Below are 15,924 nucleotides of genomic sequence, written 5' to 3'. Positions count from 1 at the left end.
CCATGCCTTAAGCCTGTCTCGCTTGCGGCTTGAGCCGCACGTAAAGGGTTTTGTCGACCCGCGCCACCAGCTCACCGGCAGCGTCGCGGATATCGACCTGAAGTCGTGGCAGGTACTTTTTGCCGCCGGCGGTGTGCTGGCGGATGTCATCAAGCAGGGCATCGTCGATGCGCAGTTCGGCGAACACCGGGCCCTTGCCCGGGGACACGAAATCGATGCTGGCGGCCTTGTCCCAGACGATGTACTCACGCCCGAGCAGTTCCATCAGCATGAGCATGTAGAACGGGTCGACCATCGAATACAGGCTGCCGCCGAACTGGGTGCCGACGTAGTTGCGGTTGAACCAGCGCAGGCCCATGCGCACGCGAATGTGGCGCAGGTCGGGGCTGACGCTGAGCACGCGGATGCCCGCGCCCAGGTACGGCGGGTAGAGGTTCAGCAGCCAGCGCAGCCTGCGCGCTCGCCGGGCCAGTTTGCGCGGGTCGCTCATGTTCAGTTCCGCGGGTCCGGACGGGTGCCCAGGCCCATGGCCTGGCGGGCGAACCAGCGTTTGGCCGGGGGCAGCAAGTCGAGGCCAAGCAGGCCCAGGTTGCGGCCGGTCGCCACCAGCGGTTGGGCACTGCCGAACAGGCGGGTTACGCGATCGGAGAAGCCCACGGTCAGGTCCTGATCCAGGCGCTGGCGCTCGCGGTAGGCCTGCAGGGTGGCAAAGTCACCTGGCAAGCCGGGATTGGCCAGCAAGCCTTCGGCCAGCGACTGCACATCGCGCAGTGACAGGTTGAAACCCTGCCCGGCAATCGGGTGCAGGCTGTGAGCGGCGTTACCGAGTACCACCAGGTGCGGGCGCACCTGCTCCTGGGCCTCGATCAGCGACAACGGATAGAGGTGCCGGGCACCGACTTGGCGCAAGGTGCCCAGGCGGTAGCCAAACACGTCCTGCAGTTCGCTGAGAAAGCTACGCTCGTCCAGCTCGGCAAGGCGCTTGGCGTCCATCCCGGCGCGGGTCCAGACCAGCGCGCAGCGGTTTTCCGGCAGCGGCAGCAAGGCCATCGGCCCTTCGTCGGTGAAGCGCTCGAAGGCCTGGCCGCAATGGGCTTCGCTTGGGGTGATGTTGGCGATCAGTGCGCTCTGGTTGTACGGCCGCTGGCTGACATGAATGCCCAGTTGCTCGCGCAGGCCGGAACGGCCACCATCGGCCAGTACCGCGAGGTCGCATTCGAGCGTGGTGTCGTCGTTGAGCGCCAGTCGATAGCCATCCTCCAGCGCCTGCATGGCGGTGACTTCCGCCGGGCAGCGCCAGCTCACCACTTCGGCGTCCAGGCCCTGCCACAGGCACTGACCGAGCCAGGCGTTCTCGACCACATAGCCGAGCGCTGGCACGCCTTCTTCCAACGCATCCAGGCGCGTTGCGCCAAAACGGCCACGGTCGGAGACCTGGATCTGGCGGATCGGCTCGGCGCGACGGCTGATCGGTTGCCACAACCCTAAACGTTCATAGATTTGTCGGGTACCGAAGGACAACGCCGAAGAACGTGCGTCATAGCTCGGCTGAAAACTATCACCGGGAGCAAAGGGTTCGATCAGCAGGATCTTCCAGCCACGCGCCTTGGCCCCGGCCTGCAGGGCCAGGGCCAGGCTGGCGCCGACCAGGCCGCCGCCAATGATTGCCAGATTGACCCGGCTCATGCCGCTGCACTGCGCGCGGCAGCCATCAAGGCTTCGATTTCGGCGACCGTCTTGGGTACGCCTGAGGTCAGGATTTCACAGCCCTGCTTGGTTACCACTACGTCATCCTCGATTCGCACACCGATGCCGCGCCATTTTTTCGCGACACTCTGGTTATCGGCACCGATATAGATGCCCGGTTCCACGGTCAAGGCCATGCCCGGCTCGAGCACCCGCCACTGGCCGCCGACCTTGTACTCGCCGACATCGTGCACATCCATACCCAGCCAGTGCCCGGCACGGTGCATGTAGAAGGCCCGGTAGGCTTCGCTTTCAATCAGTTCCTGCACCTGCCCCTTGAGCAGGCCCAACTCCACCAGGCCTTCGGTGATCACTTGTACCGTGGCTTCGTGGGCGTGGTTCCAGTGCTTGCCCGGGGCGATGACCGCAAAGGCCGCTTCCTGGGCTTTCAACACCAGCTCGTAGATCGCCTTCTGCTCCGGCGAAAAACGCCCGCTGACCGGGAAGGTACGGGTGATGTCACTGGCGTAGCAGTCGATCTCGCAACCGGCGTCGATCAACACCAGGTCACCGTCCTTGAGCGGCGCGTCGTTCTCCTGGTAATGCAGAATGCAGCTGTTGCGCCCGGCGGCGACGATCGAGCCGTAGGCGGGCATCTTCGCTCCACCCTTGCGGAACTCGTAGTCCAGCTCGGCTTCCAGGCTGTACTCGCGCAAACCGGCGCGGCAAGCCTGCATCGCCCGGACATGGGCACGCGCGGAAATCGCCGCGGCCTCGCGCATCACCTTCACTTCCGCCGCCGATTTATACAGGCGCATGTCGTGCAGCAGATGATCCAGGGCAACGAATTCGTTCGGCGGCTGGGCGCCGAGGCGCGCCTTGGAACGGATCACGTTGATCCACTCCATCAGGTGACGGTCGAACTCGGGGTTGCTGCCCATGGCCGAATACACCCGGTCACGGCCTTCGATCAGGCCGGGGAGGATGTCGTCGATATCGGTGATAGGGAAGGCATCATCAGCGCCGAAGTCGCGGATCGCCCCTTCCTGGCCGGCGCGCAGACCATCCCAGAGCTCGCGCTCGGGATTGCGCTCGCGGCAGAACAACACGTATTCACCGTGCTCGCGCCCGGGGATCAGGGCGATCACCGCCTCGGGCTCGGGGAAGCCGCTCAGGTACTGGAAGTCGCTGTCCTGGCGGTACACATGCTCGACGTCGCGGTTGCGGATGGCAACCGCGGCGGCGGGCAGGATGGCGATGCTGTTGGGTTCCATCTGCGCCATCAGCGCCTTGCGTCGACGGGCGTATTCCGACTTGGGGATGTGGCTCATGGGCAGTGGCAGTCCTGGTTGATCAGTGCAGCGAAGGTTTGGCCGCAGGCTCGACCGGCTGTTTTGCCAGTTCTGTGTAAAGCAGCAGCGGGGCGACGCGCAGGTATTCCATGACTTCCATATAGTCGTTTTCGCCGTCTTCGGATTCTTCCAGGGCGTCCTGAACCTGGGAGATCGCATCCAGGTCCTGCAGGACTTCCTTGGCTTCACCGCTCAGGGTCAGGCCAGCCGAGTTCAAGCCGAAGCCATACAGGAAGCCCTTGCACCACTCGCCCAGAGCAGCAGCCCGCTCGGCCAATGGCGCTTCATCACCGGGCAGCAGCAACACGACAGTGATATCGTCACCGGCGAGTTCGCCCTTGACCATCTCCTGCAGGCCGATCAAAGCGTTACGAACGTTGTCTGCCGGATCGTTTTCCAGCAGGTGCGCAGCATCGGCCAACCATGCCTCGGCATCGAAGCCGGCACCGGCGCAACTGCGCCCGAGCAACAGCCCGTGCAGTTCGGCAGGGGAAACAGGATGCCCGTTGCTGCTGAGCAAGGTGGCGAAAGCGGTGTACGGCGAATTGGTATTGGGCATGGGCAACTAGGCGCCAGACGGCGCAATGACTAGAATGAAGACCTTGTATCCTAGCACCGGCAGGCGCGCCAAGACCATCGACGCGGCCAACTCCGAGCCGGCCAGGGCATAAACCGGGCAACCACCCGCACGACCGAATCGAGTGGCAACCAATGCAAGAGAACGATCTGCAAGCGCTGATGGGCCGATTCGAACTGCTGATTGAGCGGGTCGAGCAACTAAAACGGCAAAACGCACTCTTATTAGCTCAGGAAAAATCCTGGCGCGAAGAGCGCGCCCACCTCATCGAAAAAAATGAAATCGCCCGGCGTAAGGTCGAATCGATGATTTTGCGACTCAAGGCCCTGGAGCAAGACTCATGAGCTCAAGCAATAGCGTCACCGTTCAGATCCTCGACAAAGAGTATTCGATCATCTGTCCGCCGGAAGAACGCAGCAACCTGGTCAGCGCCGCGCGCTACCTGGACGGCAAGATGCGCGAGATCCGCAGCAGCGGCAAAGTCATCGGCGCCGACCGGATTGCCGTGATGGCCGCGCTGAACATCACCCACGACCTGCTGCACAACCAGGAACGTCCGGATGTGCCGGCGGGCGGCGCCACCCGTGAACAGGTGCGCGACCTGCTCGAGCGGGTCGATCAGGCATTGGCCGACGATCAAGATTCAAAAAAGGGTTGAGTGTCGGTATACTTGCGCCACTCCCTGGAGTGCTTGCCAGTCGGTCATGTCCCTGAGCCGATACGCACAACCACGGGGGTTGCACGTGGGGCCGGTGTGCATGTCCGCTTGACGGAAAGCCTTAACGCCTCCTGCAATCTCCACCTTGAACTTTCGGGTTCAAGGGCTACACCGACAGCGGTTCGTCGGGGAGCCTGAATTCTTTGCCCGCCCTTCTGCGCGGGCAATCGAGCTGTCACCCACAGGTGGCAGCCCTCTCTGGGACCGCCCGTGCCATGACCGACACCGCGCCGCTTACCCGCCCCCAACTTCGCCGCCTGCTACGTGACGCCCGCCGCGCCTTGACGCCGGCCGAGCAACGTCAGGCAGCCCGTGGCCTGTACCGCCAGCTCGCGCAGCACCCGCTGTTTCGCCGGGCCAGACATATTGCCCTGTACCTGCCCAACGATTGCGAGATCGACCCAGGCCTGTTGATGCGCGAAGCTCAGCGCCGCGGCAAGCACACCTATCTACCGGTGCTGCACGCCTGGCCAAAAACCAAGATGGTCTTTCAGCGCATCGACGCCGGCGAGAAGCTGCGGCCCAACCGTTTCCGCATCCCCGAGCCGCACATCAGCCTGGCCCGGCAACGGCCGATCTGGGCGCTGGACCTGATCCTGCTGCCGCTGGTGGGGTTTGACGAAGTGGGTGGCCGGCTGGGCATGGGCGGCGGCTTCTATGACCGCAGCCTGGCCTATCAGGCTCGCCGCAAAGCCTGGAAGAAGCCCTTGCTGCTGGGCCTGGCGCATGAATGCCAGAAGGTTGAGCGACTGGCGCAAGCCAGTTGGGATGTGCCGCTGCAGGGGACGGTCTCGGACCGTGGCTGGTACCTGGCACCCGCGTGATGGGCGCCAGCAAAGCAATCAACGCTGTTGCGGATTGACCGGTACTTCGTAGGGGGCGTCGAGTTTGCGTTCCCAAAGGCTTTGCGCATAGCCGGTAGTGACAACACCCAAACCGAACAGAAACACCAGAATCCAGAGCAAATCCGGTTTGCGATTCATCGATTGCCCCCCTCAGGCAAACTGATCACGTTGTCAGCAACGATTTTGTTGTTGCAGCAGCGTCAAGCTTAAAATGCGCGCATTCTCCGACAACCTGAGGCGACACGCAAACGTTGACGCCAACCGACCGTCGGTTTCCTGAAACAGGTTATTTCAAACATTGTCTGGAGCACCACCCATGGCCTACTGGCTGATGAAATCCGAGCCCGACGAACTCTCGATCAAGGACCTCGCGCGGCTGGGCGAAGCCCGCTGGGATGGCGTGCGCAATTACCAGGCGCGTAACTTCTTGCGCACCATGGCGGTCGGTGACCAGTTCTTTTTCTACCATTCCAGCTGCCCGGAACCGGGCATTGCCGGCATCGCCCGGATCAGCGCCGCGGCCTACCCGGACCCTACCGCGCTTGACCCGCAAAGCCATTACTTCGACGCCAAGGCCAACGACGAGAAAAACCCCTGGAGCGCCGTGGACGTCGCCCACGTCGAAACCTTCGGCAAGGTCCTGCAACTGGGTTACCTCAAGCAACAAACCGCCCTGGCCGAACTGCCGCTGGTACAGAAAGGCAGCCGCTTGTCGGTGATGCCGGTAACCGCCGAACAATGGGCAGCGGTACTCGCACTGCGTTAAAGAGGGTAGGATTGCCGCTCATTTGACGAACATCAACGCACCAGGACCGGTGCGACGTCACAATTTGACGTTAATGCAGCAGGATGCCCAACCATGTCGATGAGCCAACACACGCCCAAACTCTTCGCCGGCGCCTTGATCGCCCTGCTCCTGGCCGCTGGCGGCCTGGGCTACTGGAAATCCCTGCATGACCGCCTGCCCGAAGGCTTGAGCATGGGCAATGGCCGGCTCGAAGCCACCGAAGTGCAAATCGCCAGCAAGATCCCCGGGCGCCTGGCCGAAGTGCTGGTCGACGAAGGCGACACGGTCGAACAGGGCCAGTTGCTTGCCCGCATCGACACCCGCACCCTCGAAGCCCAACGCAGCCAGGCCGAAGCCGAAGTGCTGCGCGCCCGGGAAAACTACTCCGCCGCCCAGGCCACCGTGCAACTGCGCCAGAGCGAGCAACTGCTGGCCAGCCAGGAGCTCAAGCGCGTGCGCGAAATCTTCCAGCGCAAATACGCCAGCCAGCAACTGCTCGACCAGCAACAGGCCCGTTACGACACCAGCAACTCCGCAGTCGTCGCCGCCCGTGCACAACTGGCCGCGATCAAGGCCGCCATCGGCGCCGCCGAAGCCCAGGTCGCGCAACTGACCAGCGAGATCGACGACAGCAGCCTGCGCGCGCCGATCAACGGCGTGATCCAGCTACGCCTGGCCGAACCGGGTGAAGTGCTCGGCGCCGGCGGTCGTGTACTGATGCTGATCGACCCCAGCGATCAGTACATGAACCTCTACCTGCCCGCCTCCACCACCGGCCGCCTGACCGTTGGCGACCAGGCGCGCATCGTGCTCGACGCCCTGCCCGACCAGGCAATGCCTGCGAAGATTGCCTTCGTCGCAGCCAAGGCGCAGTTCACCCCCAAACAGGTGGAAACCCGTGACGAGCGCCAGAAGCTGGTGTTCCGGGTCAAGCTGCGCCTGACCGAACCGAGCGCTGTGCCCCAGGCCAAACCCGGCATGCCGGGCGCCGGCTATGTGCGCACCGCTAAAGTGGACTGGCCGGCCAACCTGCAATGAGCGCGCTGGCGCTGCAGGCCGAGGGCATCAGCCACCGCTACGCTGGGCTGAGTGCCCTGCAAGACATCGCTTTCAGCCTGCCGGCGGGCACCCGTTGCGGCCTGATCGGCCCGGATGGCGCCGGCAAGTCGAGCCTGCTCGGGCTGATCGCCGGGGTGAAGAAGCTGCAGAGCGGCGAGCTGCAGGTGCTCGGCGGCTCGATCCGCCAGCGCCGCCACCGTAACAGCCTGTACCCGCGCATCGCCTTCATGCCTCAAGGGCTGGGCAACAACTTGTACCCCGAGCTGTCGATCAGCGAGAACATCCGCTTCTTCGCCACCCTGTTCGGCCTTGGCGCCAGGGAGTGCGAGCAGCGCATGCACAACCTGCTGCTGGCCACCGACCTGCTGCGTTTTGCCGAACGCCCGGCGGGCAAGTTGTCTGGCGGCATGAAGCAGAAGCTCGGGCTGTGTTGCGCGCTGATCCACGAACCGGACTTGCTGATCCTCGACGAACCCACTACCGGCGTCGACCCGCTGTCGCGTCGACGCTTCTGGGAGCTGGTCGAACAGGTGCGCCAGGAGCGCCCGCAACTGACCTTGCTGGTGGCGACCGCCTACATGGAAGAGGCCGAACAGTTCGAGCACTGCCTGATGCTCGATCGCGGCCAACTGATCGCTGCGGGCTTGAGCGAAGAGCTGGCCGCCGCCACCGCCAGTCACAAGCTCGATGACGCCTTCACCCACTTCCAGGGCAACCGCCAGCGCAGCCAACAACCCTTGGTGATACCACCCCATGATAACGGCGATGCCGAGATCGCCATCGAAGCCCACGAACTGACCCTGCGCTTCGGTGATTTCACCGCCGTGAACAAGGTCAGCTTCGCCATCGGCCGAGGCGAAATCTTCGGTTTTCTCGGCTCCAACGGCTGCGGCAAGACCACCACCATGAAGGTGCTCACCGGCCTGATGCCGGCCAGCGAAGGCAGCGCCACGCTACTCGGCCGCCCAGTGAACGCCAAGGACCTGGCGACGCGCAAGCGGGTCGGCTTCATGTCGCAGAGTTTCTCCTTGTATGGCGAACTCAGCGTGCGGCAGAACCTGGAACTGCACGCACGGTTGTTCGACCTGCCCAAGGCCGAGAGCAGTCCGCGTATCGCCGAGTTGATCGAGCGCTTCGATCTTGGCGCCATCGCCGACCAGCAGTCCGGCGCCCTGCCCCTGGGCCTGCGCCAGCGCCTGTCATTGGCAGTGGCGGTGTTGCACCGCCCGGAAGTGCTGATCCTCGACGAACCCACCTCAGGCGTCGACCCAGCCGCCCGCGACGACTTCTGGCGCCTGCTGATCGAGCTGTCGCGGGATCAGGGGGTGACGATTTTCCTCTCCACCCACTTCATGAACGAAGCCCTGCGCTGCGACCGGATCTCCCTGATGCATGCCGGCAAGGTCCTGGCCTGCAACACCCCGGCGGCGCTGCAACAGCAATTTGCCGGCCAGACCCTGGAAGACGCCTTCGTCACCTGCCTGGAACAGGCGCAGGGCGCGGGCGAAGCGCCAACTGCCAGCGCTCAACTCGACACGCCAGCCCAGGCGACGCCGTTGCACATGCGCCGAGGTTTCAGCCTCAAGCGCCTGTTCGCCGTCGCCACCCGTGAGGGCAAGGAACTGCTGCGAGACAAAGTGCGCCTGGCGTTTGCCCTGCTCGGCGCCCTGTTCATGATGGTGATCTTCGGCTATGGCATTTCCCTGGACGTGGAGAACCTCGCCTTCGCCGTGTATGACCAGGACCAGAGCCCGCAAAGCCGTGCCTATCTGGAGGCCTTTCGCGGCTCGCGCTACTTCGCCGAGCAGACGCCGATCGACGATGCCGCGCAGTTGCACAAACGCCTGCAGCGCTCGGAAATCAAACTGGCCCTGGAGATTCCGCCAGGCTTCGGCCGCGACCTGCACGCCGGGCGCCAGCCAGTGGTGGCGGCCTGGCTGGATGGCGGCATGCCGTTTCGCGCCGAAACCAGCCGCAACTATGTCGAGGCCGTGCACCAGGCCAACCTTGAGCAATTGGCGGCGCTGAGCAGCAAGGCTCAGCCAGGGCAAAGCCCGGTGCGCCTGGAAACCCGCTTTCGCTACAACCAGGATGTGGTCAGCGTGAATGCCATCGGCCCCGGGGTAATGGCGCTGATACTTGCCTTCATTCCGGCGATGCTCACCGCGCTGGGTATCGTGCGCGAGAAGGAACTGGGCTCGATCACCAACTTCTACGCCACGCCGCTGACGCGCCTGGAGTTCCTGCTCGGCAAGCAGGCGCCATACCTGGCGGTGAGCCTGATCAACCTGGCGCTGCTGGTGGCGATGAACCGCTGGCTGTTCGGCGTGCCATTCAAAGGCAGCGCCCTGGCCCTGGCCTGCGGCGGCTTGCTGTACCTGCTGGCGACCACCAGCCTGGGCCTGCTGATCTCGGCGTTCACCCGCACCCAGATCGCCGCGATCCTCGGCACCATGATCATCACCAGCCTGCCGACCATCCAGTTCTCCGGGCTGATCGTGCCGCGCTCTTCGCTCGAGGGTGCTGCGGCCTTGATGGGCCAGTTGTTCCCGGCCGGGTATTTTCTCGATATCGCCGTCGGCACCTTCACCAAGGCCCTGGACCTGCGCGAACTCTGGCCTCAGTGCCTGGCGCTGCTGGGGTTCTTTATTGGTTTCACCGGCCTGAGCCTGGCCATGCTGAAGAAGCAGGAGGTCTGATGCATCGTCTGGCACACACCCTGCGCCTGGGTTTGAAGGAGCTGACCAGCTTGCGCCATGACAGCGTATTGCTGCTGTTTTTGCTGTACGCCTTCAGCGTGGCGATCTACATGCCGGCAGCGGGTTCGGTGATCGGCGTGCACAACGCCAGCGTCGCGGTGATCGACGAAGACCATAGCCTGGTATCGCGCAAGCTCACCGAAGCCCTGCAACCGCCGGAGTTCCAGCGCGCCGTGCCACTGGCCTACAACCAGCTCGACCAGGCCATGGACAGCGGCCAGTACACCTTCGTGATCAACGTGCCGGTGAACTTCCAGACCGACCTGCTGGCCGGGCGCTCACCAGAGCTGCAGGTCAACGTCGACGCCACGGCCATGAGCCAGGCGTTCATGGGTGCCGGCTACATCGGCAGGATCGTCGAGCGCGAACTGCTCGACTACGCCAACCAGGGCTCGGCGACTGCCGGCAGCCCGGCCCTGCTCAGCGCCCGGGCGCTGTTCAACCCCAACCTTGAGGGTGGCTGGTTCCTGGCGGTGATCCAGATCGTCAACAACATCACTATCCTGGCCATCGTCCTGACCGGCACGGCACTGCTGCGCGAGCGCGAACACGGCACCCTCGATCACCTCTTGGTGCTGCCGCTGACCGCCCTGGAAATCATGCTGGCGAAGATCGGCAGCAACGCCCTGGTGGTGGTGCTGTGCACCTGGGTGTCGCTGGAAGTGATCGTCAAAGGGGCGCTGGGGGTGCCGCTGGCAGGATCACTGGGGCTGTTTTTGGCGGTGACCGCACTCTACCTGTTCGCCAGCACGGCACTGGGGATCTTCCTCGCCACGCTGGCGCGCTCGACCCCGCAGTTCGGCCTGCTGGCGATCCCGGTGATCATCCCGATGCTGTTGCTCTCGGGTGGCAGCACGCCGCTGGATAGCATGCCGCAATGGCTGCAGTGGGTGATGCAGGGCTCGCCCTCGACCCACTTCGTCAGCCTCAGTGCGGCCATCCTGTTCCGCGACGCCGGGTTGCCCGTGGTCTGGCCGGACCTTGCGGCACTTGCCGCGATCGGCCTGGCCTTCTTCGCGATTGCCCTGGCGCGCTTTCGCCGCAGCCTGACGTCCTGATTACTGAACGATCAGGTTGTTGAACAGCAAGTCGTCGACGGTCGGCTTGCCTTCTTCGTTTTCGAGCACCTGCTGGACTTGCTTCAGGGCTTCCTGACGCAGTTTTTCCTTGGCCTCGACATTGCTCATGCTCTCGAGGTTCTGCTGGGTGAACAGGGCCACCAGCTGATTGCGGATCAGCGGCTCGTGATGACGCACCGCTGCGGCGGCGGCATCGCTGTTGACCCGCAGGGCCACGTCGGCCTTGTACACGCGCAGTTTCGGCCCGCCATCCAGGGCGTAGTTGCCGACAAAAGGCGGGGTAAGGGAAATGTAGGAGACCTTCGGCTCCCCTTCCTTGGCTTCCTCGGCCTGGGCCGCCATCGGCAGCATCAGCGCCAGTACCATCAAGATCCACGCTTTCACGAATTCGCTCCTCATACAGTTGGCGCCAGCATACCCAGCGCACCGGTCAAACCCAAGCCCGGGCTTATGCCGGCCTATCAGGGCGGGCCATGCTCGTTGACCCGGCACCTCGCCCACCTACACTTATCGGCCACTACGCGCAAAGGAATAGTCCCGATGAAAGCAGTGTTGTGCAAAGCCCTTGGTCCGGCGCAAAACCTGGTTCTGGAAGAAGTCGCCAGCCCCGTGCCGAAGAAGAATGAGATCCTGCTCGACGTGCAGGCCGCCGGGGTCAACTTTCCCGACACCCTGATCATCGAAGGCAAGTACCAGTTCCAACCGCCGCTGCCGTTCTCGCCCGGAGGCGAAGCAGCCGGCGTGGTCAGTGCCGTGGGTGAAAAGGCCGGCAACCTGAAGGTTGGCGATCGGGTCATGGCCCTGACCGGTTGGGGCAGTTTTGCCGAACAGGTAGCGGTGCCGGCCTATAACGTGCTGCCGATCCCGGCGCAGATGGACTTCACCACCGCCGCGGCCTTCGGCATGACCTACGGCACGTCGATGCATGCCCTGAGCCAGCGCGGCCAGCTCAAGGCCGGGGAAACCCTGCTGGTACTGGGTGCCTCCGGCGGCGTGGGCCTGGCGGCGGTAGAAATCGGCAAGGCCATGGGCGCGCGGGTGATCGCCGCTGCCAGCAGCGCCGAGAAGCTGGCCGTAGCCAAGGCCGCCGGCGCCGACGAGCTGATCAACTACGGCCAAGCCAGCCTCAAGGACGAGATCAAGCGCCTGACGGGCGGTAACGGCGTTGATGTGATCTACGACCCGGTGGGTGGTGACTTGTTTGATCAAGCGGTGCGCGGGATCGCCTGGAATGGTCGCTTGCTGGTAGTCGGGTTTGCCAGCGGGCGTATTCCAGAGCTGCCGGTAAACCTGGCGCTGCTCAAGGGCGCAGCGGTGCTCGGGGTGTTCTGGGGCGCCTTTGCCCAGCGCCAGCCGGCTGACAATGCGGCGAACTTCCAGCAGCTGTTTGCCTGGTACGCCGAGGGCAAACTCAAGCCGCTGGTATCGCAGACCTTCCCGCTGGCTAAAGCCGGTGCGGCTATCGAGATGCTGGGGCAGCGCAAGGCGGTGGGCAAGCTGGTGGTAACCATGGCCTAAAGGCCGCGGATTGCGACCGCTTCGCGCTCGATCGCTGGCAAGCCAGCTCCCACAAGGGACTTTGTCAGGCCCACCGCTTCAAGGTAGACACTGGACACTGTGGGAGCCGGTCTTGCCGCCTCAAACCTCCCGAAGTGAATGACAGCGCCGGAACCGCGCCTCGAGATTACGATCGGGCATGGCGTGGCTGCGCAGGGCATCGAGGGTCTGCTCGACATAGTCGCGGGTAGTGCCATAACGGCCCTTGGCACTGGCAAAGATCTGACTGAGCAAGGTGTCCGGCAAGTTGCCGGCGTAGCACGGCAAGTGGCGTTCGAGTACGAAGCCCAGGGCCTGGACCTTGCTGCCATCCTCAAGACGACAATTGAGCCAGTGCGGACGATAGGCCGGGTAAGGCATCTCCCGTTGCCACAAGGCCAGCAGCGATTCTTCCAGGCAGTCGTCCGGCAAGCGGTAGGCGAAACCGCTGCACGAACCGCCGCGATCCAGGCCGAACACCAGGCCCGGGCACTCCGGCGTGCCGCGATGTTCATGGGACCACAAATACAACCCGCGATGATAACCGTGCACCCGTGCCCGCCGCCGCTCAACGGCATTGCACTCCGGACGCCAGATCAACGAACCGTAGGCAAACAACCACACCGGGCCACCCTGATGCCGGGACATGGTGTGCTGGACCGAATGTACAAGTTGCTCGCGGGTTAATTGCTCGCCGAAATCAAGCAACGGCGGATAGGTCACATTCAAAGATACCGTTTCGATCGCCGACATAGCTGTCGCCACACTTCCCCATGAATTAACAACGCTCCGCACTATAAAGGCAAAGCACTGTGCACAGAGTTACCGTACGGCAGATAAGCGCCGGAATACAAGCCCCCGGTGCCCTGCGGCGGCAATAATGGCCGGACAGGTGCGATAACAGGTGCACTGTTTCAAGTGTAGCGAAAGTTATTTTCGGTGTTGGCAATAATAAGTGGCTTATAACCGACGGCCGTGCCGACAGTTATTTAAACCGGCACGCTGTTGCAGCGTGCCTTATTCCTTCATTCAATTGCGCGGCGCATAAGCAAATACATCGGCGCGCATTTGATGCGCATCCATGCCGGCATCGACCAGGGCATCGAGGGTGGCATAGATCATGTTCGGCGAGCCGCTGGCATAGACATGCACACTCGCCAGGTCGCTGATGTCCTCACAGACGGCCTCGTGCAGCAGACCGCAACGCCCCTCCCAGCCACACAGGTCACTGACCACCTTGTGCAGGAACAAGTTGGGCAGGTGCTGCCATTCGGCCCAGTGTTCGATCTGGTAGAAGTCATCCGGCAGACGTACGCCCCAGTACAAGTGCACCGGGTGCTTGAAACCACTGGCGCGGCAGTGCTCGATCAGGCTGTGCATCTGCGCCATGCCGGTACCGGCAGCGATCAGCACCAGCGGGCCGTCAGGCAATTGCGCCAGGTGGGTGTCACCAAAGGGCATTTCGATTCGCGCCATGCGTGTGCGCTGCAACTGGGCAATCAGCTCCAGGGCGCTGTTCTCACGGGCCAGCACATGCAGCTCGAGGTCGCGGCCACTGTGTGGCGCCGAGGCCAGCGAGAAAGCGGCCTTGTCGCCGCTGTCACGCTCGATCATCAGGTACTGGCCAGCGTGGTAGCGCGGAGGCTTGCCGGCTGGCGCACGCAGCCGTACGCGCCAGACATCGCCGCCGACTTCAACACATTCGCTGAGCTGGCAGGCCAGTGTCCGTACCGGCAGCTCGCCCAGGGCCAGCACGCCATCCCACAACAAGACACAGTCCTCCAGGGGCTCGGCGATACAGGTGAACAGTTCGCCATGATCACGTTCAACGCCATCCTGGCGCACCCGGCCTTCAACCAGCAGCGCGGCACAGACATGGCAGTTACCGTTGCGGCAGCTCTGCGGGCAGTCGTAGCCCAGGCGCCGCGCCGCATCGAGAATCCTTTCCCCGGGTTGTAGCGCCAGTACGGCCCCGGACGGCTGCAAGGTTACCTGCATTTAGTCTATTCCCAACTGATGCCACAGCTCATCGATCCGCCGGGTGACGGCTTCATCCTTGACGATGACCCGTCCCCACTCGCGCGTGGTTTCACCCGGCCACTTGTGGGTGGCGTCCAGGCCCATTTTCGAACCCAGCCCGGACACGGGCGAGGCGAAATCCAGGTAATCGATCGGTGTGTTGTCGATCATCACCGTATCGCGCTTGGGGTCCATGCGCGTGGTGATCGCCCAGATCACATCGTTCCAGTCCCGTGCATTGATATCGTCGTCGGTAACGATAACGAACTTGGTGTACATGAACTGTCGCAAAAACGACCAGACACCCAGCATCACGCGCTTGGCGTGGCCTGGATACTGCTTTTTCATGGTCACCACCGCCATGCGGTACGAACACCCCTCAGGCGGCAGGTAGAAGTCGGTGATCTCCGGGAACTGCTTCTGCAGGATCGGCACGAACACTTCGTTCAAGGCAACGCCGAGAATCGCTGGCTCATCCGGCGGACGGCCGGTGTAGGTGCTGTGGTAGATCGGCTTGCTGCGGTGAGTGATGCGCTCGACAGTGAACACCGGGAAGCTGTCGACTTCGTTGTAGTAACCCGTATGGTCGCCGTATGGACCTTCCGGGGCCATTTCGCCCGGATGGATTACGCCTTCGAGGATGATTTCGGCAGTGGCCGGCACCTGCAGGTCGCTGCCACGGCACTTGACCAGCTCGGTACGGTTACCGCGCAGCAGGCCGGCAAAGGCGTACTCGGAGAGGGTGTCGGGCACCGGCGTCACGGCGCCGAGGATGGTCGCCGGGTCCGCGCCCAGGGCCACGGCCACCGGGAAGGGTTGGCCAGGGTGCTTTTCACACCATTCGCGATAGTCCAGGGCACCGCCGCGGTGGCTCAACCAGCGCATGATGACCTTGTTACGGCCGATCACCTGCTGACGATAGATGCCCAGGTTCTGGCGGTCCTTGTTAGGCCCGCGGGTAACCGTCAGGCCCCAGGTGATCAGCGGCGCAACATCGCCCGGCCAGCAGTGCTGCACCGGCAGCAGGCCGAGGTCGACATCGTCGCCTTCGATGACCACTTCATGGCATGGCGCATCCTTGACCACCTTGGGCGCCATGGACACCACCTTCTTGAAGATCGGCAGCTTCGACCAGGCGTCCTTGAGGCCTTTCGGCGGCTCGGGCTCCTTGAGGAAGGCCAGCAGCTTGCCGATTTCACGCAGTTCGCTGACCGACTCGGCGCCCATGCCCATGGCCACCCGTTCCGGGGTGCCGAACAAGTTGCCAAGCACTGGAATGTCGAAGCCGGTTGGCTTTTCGAACAGCAGGGCCGGGCCTTTGGCGCGCAGGGTGCGGTCACAGACTTCGGTCATTTCCAAGACTGGAGAGATCGGCACCTGGATGCGCTTGAGTTCGCCGCGCTGTTCCAGGCCACGGATAAAGTCGCGCAAATCGCGATACTGCATGCAAAAGCCTCGTATTGGCTGCCGTAGCGGTCGGGCTGCAGAGTGTAGCGCCGAACTCGGC

The 15,924-nt window shown here is 63.4% G+C and carries 17 protein-coding genes and 1 other RNA gene; 9 read left to right on the top strand and 9 right to left on the bottom strand.

Features of this window, described 5'->3' with window-relative positions; translation table 11 throughout:
• Window positions 1-7: 7 nt before the first annotated feature.
• The 4 genes from UW3_RS0104920 to UW3_RS0104905 are packed head-to-tail and all read right to left on the bottom strand — an operon-like array spanning window position 8 to window position 3,597.
• Window positions 8-490 carry a DUF4442 domain-containing protein gene (locus UW3_RS0104920; RefSeq protein ID WP_010221176.1) on the bottom strand — a complete coding sequence of 161 codons (483 nt, stop codon included), beginning with the start codon at window positions 488-490 and terminating at the stop codon, window positions 8-10.
• Window positions 491-492: 2 nt separating this feature from the next.
• Window positions 493-1,686, bottom strand: coding sequence for a 2-octaprenyl-6-methoxyphenyl hydroxylase (gene ubiH / locus UW3_RS0104915; protein WP_010221175.1), 1,194 nt, complete (start codon window positions 1,684-1,686; stop codon window positions 493-495).
• Window positions 1,683-3,017, bottom strand: coding sequence for a Xaa-Pro aminopeptidase (gene pepP / locus UW3_RS0104910; protein ID WP_010221174.1), 1,335 nt, complete (start codon window positions 3,015-3,017; stop codon window positions 1,683-1,685). Before pepP ends, ubiH begins: the two co-directional genes overlap by 4 nt.
• Before the next feature lie 22 nt (window positions 3,018-3,039).
• Complete coding sequence (locus UW3_RS0104905; RefSeq protein ID WP_010221173.1) at window positions 3,040-3,597, bottom strand: YecA/YgfB family protein; 558 nt, start codon at window positions 3,595-3,597, stop codon at window positions 3,040-3,042.
• A 152-nt stretch (window positions 3,598-3,749) separates the two neighbouring features.
• Between UW3_RS0104905 and UW3_RS0104900 the strand changes: the two genes are divergently transcribed.
• From UW3_RS0104900 to UW3_RS0104890, 4 genes are all read left to right on the top strand, one after another.
• Window positions 3,750-3,959, top strand: a complete 210-nt coding sequence (locus UW3_RS0104900) for a TIGR02449 family protein (protein WP_010221172.1) — start codon at window positions 3,750-3,752, stop codon at window positions 3,957-3,959.
• Complete coding sequence (locus tag UW3_RS0104895; RefSeq protein WP_010221171.1) at window positions 3,956-4,273, top strand: cell division protein ZapA; 318 nt, start codon at window positions 3,956-3,958, stop codon at window positions 4,271-4,273. The genes UW3_RS0104900 and UW3_RS0104895 overlap by 4 nt, the downstream gene beginning before the upstream one ends.
• Before the next feature lie 18 nt (window positions 4,274-4,291).
• Window positions 4,292-4,469: non-coding RNA, 6S RNA (gene ssrS, locus UW3_RS27940), on the top strand.
• 79 nt (window positions 4,470-4,548) lie between these two features.
• Window positions 4,549-5,157 carry a 5-formyltetrahydrofolate cyclo-ligase gene (locus tag UW3_RS0104890; protein ID WP_010221170.1) on the top strand — a complete coding sequence of 203 codons (609 nt, stop codon included), beginning with the start codon at window positions 4,549-4,551 and terminating at the stop codon, window positions 5,155-5,157.
• Window positions 5,158-5,175: 18 nt separating this feature from the next.
• Here UW3_RS0104890 and UW3_RS28965 read toward each other — a convergent pair whose 3' ends face one another.
• Complete coding sequence (locus tag UW3_RS28965; protein ID WP_010221169.1) at window positions 5,176-5,316, bottom strand: hypothetical protein; 141 nt, start codon at window positions 5,314-5,316, stop codon at window positions 5,176-5,178.
• A 178-nt stretch (window positions 5,317-5,494) separates the two neighbouring features.
• Here UW3_RS28965 and UW3_RS0104880 point away from each other — a divergent pair, with 178 nt between their 5' ends.
• The 4 genes from UW3_RS0104880 to UW3_RS0104865 all read left to right on the top strand — a co-directional run bounded on the left by UW3_RS0104880 (window position 5,495) and on the right by UW3_RS0104865 (window position 10,841).
• Window positions 5,495-5,944 carry an EVE domain-containing protein gene (locus UW3_RS0104880; protein WP_010221168.1) on the top strand — a complete coding sequence of 150 codons (450 nt, stop codon included), beginning with the start codon at window positions 5,495-5,497 and terminating at the stop codon, window positions 5,942-5,944.
• Window positions 5,945-6,037: 93 nt separating this feature from the next.
• Entirely contained in the window at window positions 6,038-7,003 is a 966-nt protein-coding gene (locus UW3_RS0104875) for an HlyD family secretion protein (protein WP_036994894.1), read from the top strand.
• Window positions 7,000-9,723 carry a ribosome-associated ATPase/putative transporter RbbA gene (gene rbbA, locus UW3_RS0104870; protein WP_010221166.1) on the top strand — a complete coding sequence of 908 codons (2,724 nt, stop codon included), beginning with the start codon at window positions 7,000-7,002 and terminating at the stop codon, window positions 9,721-9,723. The genes UW3_RS0104875 and rbbA overlap by 4 nt, the downstream gene beginning before the upstream one ends.
• On the top strand, window positions 9,723-10,841 hold the full coding sequence (locus UW3_RS0104865) for an ABC transporter permease (RefSeq protein WP_010221165.1): 1,119 nt from the start codon (window positions 9,723-9,725) through the stop codon (window positions 10,839-10,841). The genes rbbA and UW3_RS0104865 overlap by 1 nt, the downstream gene beginning before the upstream one ends.
• On the opposite strand, the gene UW3_RS0104860 is transcribed toward UW3_RS0104865, so the two are convergent.
• On the bottom strand, window positions 10,842-11,246 hold the full coding sequence (locus UW3_RS0104860; protein ID WP_010221164.1) for a flagellar basal body-associated protein FliL: 405 nt from the start codon (window positions 11,244-11,246) through the stop codon (window positions 10,842-10,844).
• A 156-nt stretch (window positions 11,247-11,402) separates the two neighbouring features.
• Between UW3_RS0104860 and UW3_RS0104855 the strand changes: the two genes are divergently transcribed.
• The gene (locus UW3_RS0104855) at window positions 11,403-12,380 is read left to right on the top strand and encodes an NADPH:quinone oxidoreductase family protein (RefSeq protein WP_010221163.1); all 978 of its coding nucleotides are present in this window, start codon (window positions 11,403-11,405) and stop codon (window positions 12,378-12,380) included.
• Between the two features lie 120 nt (window positions 12,381-12,500).
• On the opposite strand, the gene UW3_RS0104850 is transcribed toward UW3_RS0104855, so the two are convergent.
• The 3 genes from UW3_RS0104850 to ubiD all read right to left on the bottom strand — a co-directional run bounded on the left by UW3_RS0104850 (window position 12,501) and on the right by ubiD (window position 15,863).
• Window positions 12,501-13,151 carry a gamma-glutamylcyclotransferase gene (locus UW3_RS0104850; RefSeq protein WP_010221162.1) on the bottom strand — a complete coding sequence of 217 codons (651 nt, stop codon included), beginning with the start codon at window positions 13,149-13,151 and terminating at the stop codon, window positions 12,501-12,503.
• 276 nt (window positions 13,152-13,427) lie between these two features.
• Window positions 13,428-14,396, bottom strand: a complete 969-nt coding sequence (locus tag UW3_RS0104845; protein WP_010221161.1) for a CDP-6-deoxy-delta-3,4-glucoseen reductase — start codon at window positions 14,394-14,396, stop codon at window positions 13,428-13,430.
• Window positions 14,397-15,863 carry a 4-hydroxy-3-polyprenylbenzoate decarboxylase gene (gene ubiD / locus UW3_RS0104840; RefSeq protein ID WP_010221160.1) on the bottom strand — a complete coding sequence of 489 codons (1,467 nt, stop codon included), beginning with the start codon at window positions 15,861-15,863 and terminating at the stop codon, window positions 14,397-14,399. It abuts the gene before it with no gap.
• Window positions 15,864-15,924: the final 61 nt, after the last annotated feature.

Source organism: Pseudomonas donghuensis (genome assembly GCF_000259195.1).
Classification (GTDB): Bacteria; Pseudomonadota; Gammaproteobacteria; order Pseudomonadales; family Pseudomonadaceae; genus Aquipseudomonas; species Aquipseudomonas donghuensis.
This window is presented reverse-complemented; position numbering and strand designations above follow the sequence as displayed.